At 52.9% G+C, this 7,711-nt stretch carries 7 protein-coding genes and 1 tRNA gene; 7 read left to right on the forward strand and 1 reads right to left on the reverse strand.

What is annotated here, in order from left to right:
- Positions 1-86 precede the first annotated feature (86 nt).
- Positions 87-827, reverse strand: coding sequence for an ATP-binding protein (locus NZ823_17135; protein MCS6806852.1), 741 nt, complete (start codon positions 825-827; stop codon positions 87-89).
- A 152-nt stretch (positions 828-979) separates the two neighbouring features.
- Between NZ823_17135 and tyrS the strand changes: the two genes are divergently transcribed.
- The 7 genes from tyrS to NZ823_17170 form a co-directional block, all read left to right on the forward strand.
- Positions 980-2,215 carry a tyrosine--tRNA ligase gene (gene tyrS / locus NZ823_17140; GenBank protein MCS6806853.1) on the forward strand — a complete coding sequence of 412 codons (1,236 nt, stop codon included), beginning with the start codon at positions 980-982 and terminating at the stop codon, positions 2,213-2,215.
- Positions 2,216-2,507: 292 nt separating this feature from the next.
- Positions 2,508-2,595 (forward strand) — tRNA-Leu (locus NZ823_17145).
- 1,304 nt (positions 2,596-3,899) lie between these two features.
- Positions 3,900-4,673 (forward strand): hypothetical protein, encoded by a 774-nt coding sequence (locus tag NZ823_17150; protein MCS6806854.1) that lies wholly within the window; start codon positions 3,900-3,902, stop codon positions 4,671-4,673.
- Positions 4,674-4,823: 150 nt separating this feature from the next.
- Positions 4,824-5,504 carry a trypsin-like peptidase domain-containing protein gene (locus tag NZ823_17155; GenBank protein MCS6806855.1) on the forward strand — a complete coding sequence of 227 codons (681 nt, stop codon included), beginning with the start codon at positions 4,824-4,826 and terminating at the stop codon, positions 5,502-5,504.
- Positions 5,505-5,593: 89 nt separating this feature from the next.
- The gene (locus NZ823_17160) at positions 5,594-5,818 is read left to right on the forward strand and encodes a DUF433 domain-containing protein (protein MCS6806856.1); all 225 of its coding nucleotides are present in this window, start codon (positions 5,594-5,596) and stop codon (positions 5,816-5,818) included.
- The gene (locus NZ823_17165; protein ID MCS6806857.1) at positions 5,815-6,189 is read left to right on the forward strand and encodes a DUF5615 family PIN-like protein; all 375 of its coding nucleotides are present in this window, start codon (positions 5,815-5,817) and stop codon (positions 6,187-6,189) included. The genes NZ823_17160 and NZ823_17165 overlap by 4 nt, the downstream gene beginning before the upstream one ends.
- Before the next feature lie 900 nt (positions 6,190-7,089).
- A partial coding sequence (locus tag NZ823_17170) for a hypothetical protein (protein MCS6806858.1) occupies positions 7,090-7,711 on the forward strand: 622 nt, incomplete at its 3' end.

Below are 7,711 nucleotides of genomic sequence, written 5' to 3' on the forward strand. Positions count from 1 at the left end.
CCCAGGCTCAAGACAATTGAAAATCGCTCTGAGATAGAGGCGGGATACACGGCGCTGCCGAGCCTGTGCGGACTCGTTCGCCAATCTTATCGTTGCTTTTGCTTGCGGTAGTCTCGGCCGGTGATTTGCACCGTCTTACACATTTCATAGAGTCGTGAGCGAAGCCGTTCGCCGACGCGCTCTGTTAACGTTTCATCACTCAGGCTTGGTTCATCCAGGTAGTTTGTGGTGAAGATGGTTATGCGTTTTTGGTTGTAACGCATGTTAATAATTTGCGTCATCGTGTCTTGGACCCACGCTGTCGGCTTGGCCGCGCCCAGCTCGTCAAGCACCAGCACCTCGGCGTTGTAGACAGGTTGCAGAATGCCCGACTCGGATCGCTGCGATTCCGGATTGTAGCTGTCCTGAATCTCTTTCAGCAGATCACGGAAATCATAAAACAAACATTGCGCGCGCTTGGTTCGAATCAATTCTTTCACGATGGACACAGCCAGATGCGTTTTGCCCACGCCGACCGGCCCAATCAGCAACAGGCCGTAATCGAGATTGGGGTACTCTTTGACAAACTTCTGACAGATGAGCAAGGCCATCATTTGCGATTGAAGTTCCGGCGAACCGAGAGCGCCCTGTGGAGTGTAATTCTTCAATTCGCAGCCGAGGTATCGTGATGGAATTCGCGCGGCTGCATAAAGCTGTTCGACGCTGGACGTATTGTCCCGGCTTCGACAACGGCAGCGACGCACGTAGTGCTGGTCTGTATACTCCCAACCCGTGCCGTGGCAGAAGCTGCATTCCGTTGGTTGCACTCGCGCTGTCTCTTTCAACATCGGCTTGCCTTTTGTGTACCCGTACCAGTTTTCAGTCCGCGAGGCATTATAGGAAAGTCTTTCAGACCGTGCAACTGATTTCATCATCGAGCCGACTTTTCTGTTCAATGTATTGAATCGTCCTCAACCACCGGCCTATAATCCCCCGCTGTATGGCATCACGCATAACGATTGATGAGCAACTCGAACAATTGCGCTATGGATGTGTGGACCTGATCCGCGAAGTTGACCTCAGAAATAAGCTCATACGAGCTGAGCAAACCGGTCGCCCGTTGCGGGTGAAATTAGGCGCTGATCCGACGGCGCCGGATTTGCACCTTGGGCACACGGTGGTATTGCAAAAGCTGCGACAGTTTCAGCAACTTGGCCACACCGTCATTTTTCTTATCGGCGATTTCACCGGCATGATCGGTGATCCTACGGGACGCTCAGCCACGCGACCGCCGTTGTCACGTGAGGAGATTCTGGCCAATGCAGAGACCTACAAACAGCAAGTGTTCAAGCTACTCGATCCGGATCGAACCATCATTGATTTTAATTCTCGCTGGCTCGGTGCCCTGACCAGCGAAGACTGGATTCGGTTGACCGCTAAAGTCACGGTCGCGCAGATACTGGAGCGAGATGATTTTCAAAAACGGATGCAGCAAGGCGTCTCCATCAGCCTGCACGAACTTTTGTACCCGGTGGCCCAAGCGTATGATTCTGTCGCGCTGCAAGCTGATGTCGAGTTGGGCGGCACCGATCAGAAATTCAATTTGCTGGTTGGCCGCGACCTGCAACTGAAAATGGGACAAGAACCCCAGGTGGTCATCACGGTCCCTCTGCTCGTTGGCACCGATGGTGTACAGAAGATGTCCAAGTCGTACGGCAACTACATCGGCATCAATGAACCGCCGGATCAAATCTACGGCAAAGTCATGTCCATCTCCGATGACGTGATGTGGACCTATTGGGCGTTGCTGACGGGCATTTCATCGCAAGGACTAAAAACATTGCAGGAGCAAGTTGAAACCGGCCGACTCTCGCCGCGTGATGTCAAAGCTGCGCTGGCGCAGAAGCTCGTCAGTCAATTCCACTCCGAAGCGGCTGCGCGACAAGCCGCCGAACAGTTTGACCGCGTCTTTCGTGAGAAACAGGCGCCCGAGACAGTTCCTATGATGGAGCTCGTCGTTGAGCAAAATCCTATGGAGGTCGCCCGGTTACTCCTGGTCACTCAGTTGGCCTCCTCTATGCGAGAGGCTCGGCGACTGATTGAACAAGGCGGCGTCTCTATCAATCATGAACGCGTCAGCGATGTGAAAGCGGTCATAGACCTCAACGAAACGCGAGAGATTCTCTTGAAAGTCGGCAAACGACGATTTCTCAAGGTACGAGCGCAATCACGGTGAAGCACGCCGCCGGTTCGGTTTGATTGCATGACGAGTGATGGCGAGCGGAATGCCACCGTACACGCGAATAATCTTCTGAACCGGGCTTGGCATGATTGCATGACGAGTGATGGTGAGCGGAATGCCACCGTACACGCGAATAATCTTCTGAACCGGCTTGGCATGATTGCTTGACGAGTGATGGTGAGGGGAATGCCACCGTACACGCGAATAATCTTCTGAACCGGGCTTGGCATGGTTGCTTGACGAGTCATGATGACCCCACTAGAATAACCGCGCCCATGAATTGTTTGGGGATGTGACGGAACTGGCAGACGTGCGGGTCTCAAAAACCCGTGGGGTATCCCCCCGTGTGGGTTCGACTCCCACCATCCCCACCACACGCTCATCCTGGATGAAGCCACTGAGATCATAGAGTCCACCGAGAGCCTTCTGAGTTCTCTGTGCCCTCTGTGGCCATTTTGGGTAGAGAACAAACTTGATCTTGTAGCATCCTTAGGAATAGAATCTTGCTTCCTTCGTAGGGAGCAAGACTCACATAGATGGTTGTTGCTGGACATTCCGAGGATACGAAAGCGAGGGAATTCATCTGCTGTAATCCGATGCTGCCAGGCAGCCGGTGGCGGCAGCCTGTAGGAAGACAAGATGCCGAGCTAAGATCGCACATTGCCGCTCGATCCGTTCAGGTTCAGCCATGCTTTTGGGTTCCATGAACATGGTCTTTTTCGCTGCTCTTGCTATAAGCCCTACTGTTGTTCGGACTCCTGCCGCCGTTGCAGACAAGCACACAGGTAGCGAGATTCTATTCCAACCCAATCACCGGCGACACTCGATTCCGGTTGACGCTACAAAGCAGCTCCGTTTAGAATCTCCCCGGCTTTTTCAGGAGGCGTGGGTAGCTCTGTATAGTTGCTGCTGGAGTGTCTGTATGGAGAACCCAATGGTGAAACGGTTCATCCCGCCTGATCGTGCATCGGCACGCAGCAGTGGGTGGCAGACTGCGGTCAGCTACCGGAAGTCCGTTAGCCCACCGAAACTCAAGCTCGTGGATCAGGTGCGTCAGGCGTTGCGGGTGGCGGGGTCCCCTTGGCAGATACACTGGCTCGGAAGTATCCAAACGCCTCTCGTGAATGGCGCTGCCAGTGGAAGTTCCCGCAGGAATCGCCCATGAGCCTACGCTCGCCACGAAGGATGAAAATGGTTATTTTCAGAGGAATCGCCGATGTGCAACAGCGCGCCACGAAGGATGAAATACAATTCTTTCGTGAGGTGCGTGTGTTTCGTGGGCTATTTTCAGATGAGTTGTTCATGTCGTGTGGACGATGCCCAGAAACGATGAAAAACGCCCCAGGCGGGAACGCCTGTGCCACTTTTTCTGAGGAGTTCCACATGTCGTCCGGGACGACGCCCAGAAACGATGAAAAACGCCACAGGCAGGAATGCCTGTGCCACTTTTTCTGAGGAGAGCAGCGGGGTGTTATATAGAAAACCATATAACACTCCGAAGAAGTTGCAGAAACAAGATGAGCTCGTTGGCAGAGAACTTAAGAACCGATACGCACCGGTGTTGTAGGCCGCCAACGAGCGACCTCAAGGTGATATTCTAACCAAGGGTTGGGCGTCGATATGAGCCGCCCGTCAGTTTCGACCGGCCCTTTGGGGGTGATCGAATGGCGCACGAGATATGAACGTTCGGGAACTGATCAAGCGACATCAGGGCATTGAGATCCGCGTCTCCGCGGGGTCCGGCAGCCGTGATGATCCTTACGTGCTAGAAAAGTGTGACGTACAAGAAGCAGCGTTGACTCAGATGAATCTGCTGCGAGCAATCGGACGCGGGCTTGGCGAACTTTGGCGCATTGTCGAGTGGGCACCTTGCAGCATCGGTTCTGCTAACGAGCTAATTCGTATTGACACCGTTCGTTTCACGCAAATGGAGATCGAGACCATGACGCGCGCAGTGTTTTTCGACACGCGCGCCGTAGCGGGTGCGCCGCACCGGCTACATCCACTGATTTGTTGGCGCGGGCCTGCTGGTACTCCAGTCCTGCCATATGAGCTAGGTTGGCTGCACTTCGACAAAGTGCTTGATAACGCCCGTTCCGGCGAATCTTTCGATCAAACGATTCAGTATAGCGGCGCGGGTGCGAAGGCAGCCGTTTACGTATACAAGCGGTCCGGTGCACGCGTTGCGGAACTTGAACGGGCCGCAACAATAATCCTCAATCTCAACCCCGGGATCGTAGACCCATGGCCGGTCGTCGAAGTCGGGCCGTTCGCGGTCAAGAGTTTTCTTTTGGGCAAGGATTTGACGATGCTGGGTGTTGCGGTTTGTGATTCCTACTTTGTGAAAGTGCGTCTTACGTTCGAAGACGACCTTAAGATGCGGGAGCTGATGACGTTCACCTTGAATGTCCTGGTGGCCTGCGTGCAGCAGGCTTCGGCCACAAAGCAGTGAGCGCATCGTCGCCTAACCGCTGGTTGCAGGCGACGCGCATGAAGCCGCGCGTGCCTGAACCGGACCGTTAGGCAGCTATGAAGCGAGCACGATGCTTAACTGGTTGCCATGCCTGATGCTTTTCTTACGAAGACTACAACTATTGAGGGGGTGAAGGAAGTAATTCGTAAAATTGCATCCGTTTGTTTGTTTGTTTGCCTTGCCTTTTCATACGTGCGCGCTCAGAGCCCGCAAGCGCAAAGAGTCGCCTACGACTACTCTGAGATGTACGAGACATTGAACCCAAGCATAGTGAAGATCCACGCTGACGGGACAACTGGCTCAGGATTCCTTGTCGCTGAAAACGGTATCATTGCCACAAATCACCACGTGGTACAAAACTCTAGATACATCGCTGTGCAGTTCGCCGATGGTCGGAAAGTAAGAGGCGAGATTATAGTATTGAATCCTCGCTACGATCTCGCTCCGGTGAAAGTGAATAGCTCAATGGTTTCTTCCATGCGACCTCTTGCATTGCTACCACCCGATAGAGATTCGACTGTGAAACCAGGCATTCCAGTTGTTGCCTTCGGTTCACCGTTAAGTCAGACGTTCTTGATAACACAGGGGATCGTTTCAAAAGTTGAAGAGGAAGTGCTGTCAGGAGACTTTCTTGTCGGGCCAGGGAATTCCGGTGGGCCACTCGTGAACCTCGATGGAGAGGTAGTCGGTATAAATACATTCTGGTCAATGGAGGGCAAAAATGCTGGACTAGCAGACGAACTGAGACGGCAAGCCATCGAACTTGCCGAGCCAGCAGAGTCTCATTTTAGTCGGACCGAGTTTGAGTAAGCCTTGTCCAGGCTCAAAGAACTACAAAAGATCACGGGAACAGAGTAAACTCTGACGTCTTGGCGGAAGACCTGTAGGTGAAAAACCGTATGAAGTTTGAACGCATTACAGTAGATCCGAATGTTTGCACTGGCAAGCCGTGCATCCGTGGGCTCCGATTCCCGGTTTCGCGCTTGCTTGGACTCTTGGCCTCAGGAGAGACGAAGGAAACGATTCTCACGGCGTATCCCTACCTGGAGGCTGAGGACATTGATGAGGCCTTGCTCTATGCCGCTTTTCTTGCCGAAGAGGAGACTGTGGAGTTTACCAGGTGAAGTTTCTCATTGATATGCCGCTATCACCAGGGTTGGCTATCTGGCTGGTGCAACAAGGTCATGATGCTGTGCATGCTGTTGAGTTGGGATTAGCCCGGGCTTCGGATGAAGTGATCTTGGAGCGCGCTCGAGGAGAACAACGGGTGGTTGTGACGGCCGATTTGGACTATCCCCGTCTTTTGGCTTTGACACGAGCGGAAGGGCCTGGCCTGATACTCTTCCGTGGCGGAAATTATAGTGAGCAAGAGGCGGTAGATCGCCTCAGGCGAACTCTCGAAATGATTCCAGACGAGGAGTTGCCAAACTCCATCGTGGTCATTGAGAAGGGGCGGATTCGTCGGAGACGGCTTCCGCTTGAACCAAGTCCTTAATGTGCAAAAGAACGTCTTTGCCTAACACAGCATTCACCCGACGCCGCTCCGCTGGGCTTTGCGGCGCGGGTGATGCCGACTGTTCGGCCCCAAGAAGGAGATCAGACAAATGAAAGAAGCATACATTCGGTTCATGGCACCCGTTGATTCAAGAAGCACCGGATCTCTATTCGAGATCCTCGGCAGGAAGCTCAGAGAGAAAGTCGAACGCGTACACTTAATGCTTTCCTCGCCAGGAGGGACAGTATTTCATGGACTCTCAATTTACAATTTCCTATAAAGGAGCGCCCGTAGAGGTTCATACATACAACTTCGGTACAGTCGACTCTATTGGTGTGGTGATCTTTTGCTCGGGGAGCAAGAGATTTTCAGTCCCGCACGCCAGGTTCCTCATTCATGGTGCTCAAGCGAACTTCATGGGGAATCAATCACTGGACGAAAAAAATCTCGAGGAGCGTCTAAAAGGACTCCAGAACGACTATAAGAACATCGCTCGCGTTATTGCAGACGCTACGCAGAAACCCACCGACAAAGTGCTAGACGATATGAATAACCGCACGACACTGGATTCACAAGAGGCCAGGGTTTACGGTCTTGTTCACGAGATAAAGTCCACACTGTTCCCGGCTGATGCCGATCTTTCTGTTGTGGGAGAGGTGGCTCAACCCATGATTCAACCCATGCAAGTCACTCGGCCAATACCAGGCCCTGGTCAGCAGATACAAGTCCAACATTTGACTGCTCCTCAGATCGAAGGCATTACCAAGTCAGACTGTCTTATCATGGAACCTACTTTGTGGTCTAACAGGCGCGTCCAGCCGACCGCTTCGCTCGGTCGCTCCGCGCCCTCGCTATGCGGGGCGGCGAAGCCGCGAGCGATTAGCCTGAAAAGGAGATACAATGACGACATTCTACGAAGAGATGAAACGATGTGCGATTTGCGGAGAGCAAAACGAGTGCGTAGGAATTGCCAGCACTAGTGAATTCGGTTCGCCAGACCTGGATACACGCCCACCTGAGATGACGCGTTCAACCATTTTTACTTGGGTGGAGCGGTGTTGGATTTGCGGCTACTCTACCTCAGACATCAGCAGAGCGTCAGATCAAACAGCGGCCATTGTAAGGAGCGCACCGTATCGCAAGCAACTGACCGATGCGACCCTGCCCTACCTGGCGAACAGTTTCTTGTGTAAGGCAATCCTCGATGAAAGTGTAGGTGACTACGCCTCAGCAGGTTGGGCAATCATACATGCAGCATGGGTGTGCGATGATAGTGAAAAGCCTGAATCAGCTAAAGAATGTCGTAGCAGAGCAGCCGATATGGTGTTAAAGGCAATCGAGGCAGGACAGGAGTTCACAAAGCAGCGTGGGGGGGAAATTGCTATCTTAGTAGACCTGCTGCGTCGTGCTGGCAGATTCTCTGAAGCTAAGGAGCTGATTGCGAGGAAACGTGACGAGATAAAGGATGACATTATTTTGAAGGTGCTTGCATTTCAGGCACAGTTGATCACCCGTGGTGATG

Source organism: Blastocatellia bacterium (genome assembly GCA_025054955.1).
Lineage (GTDB): Bacteria > Acidobacteriota > Blastocatellia > HR10 > J050 > JANWZE01.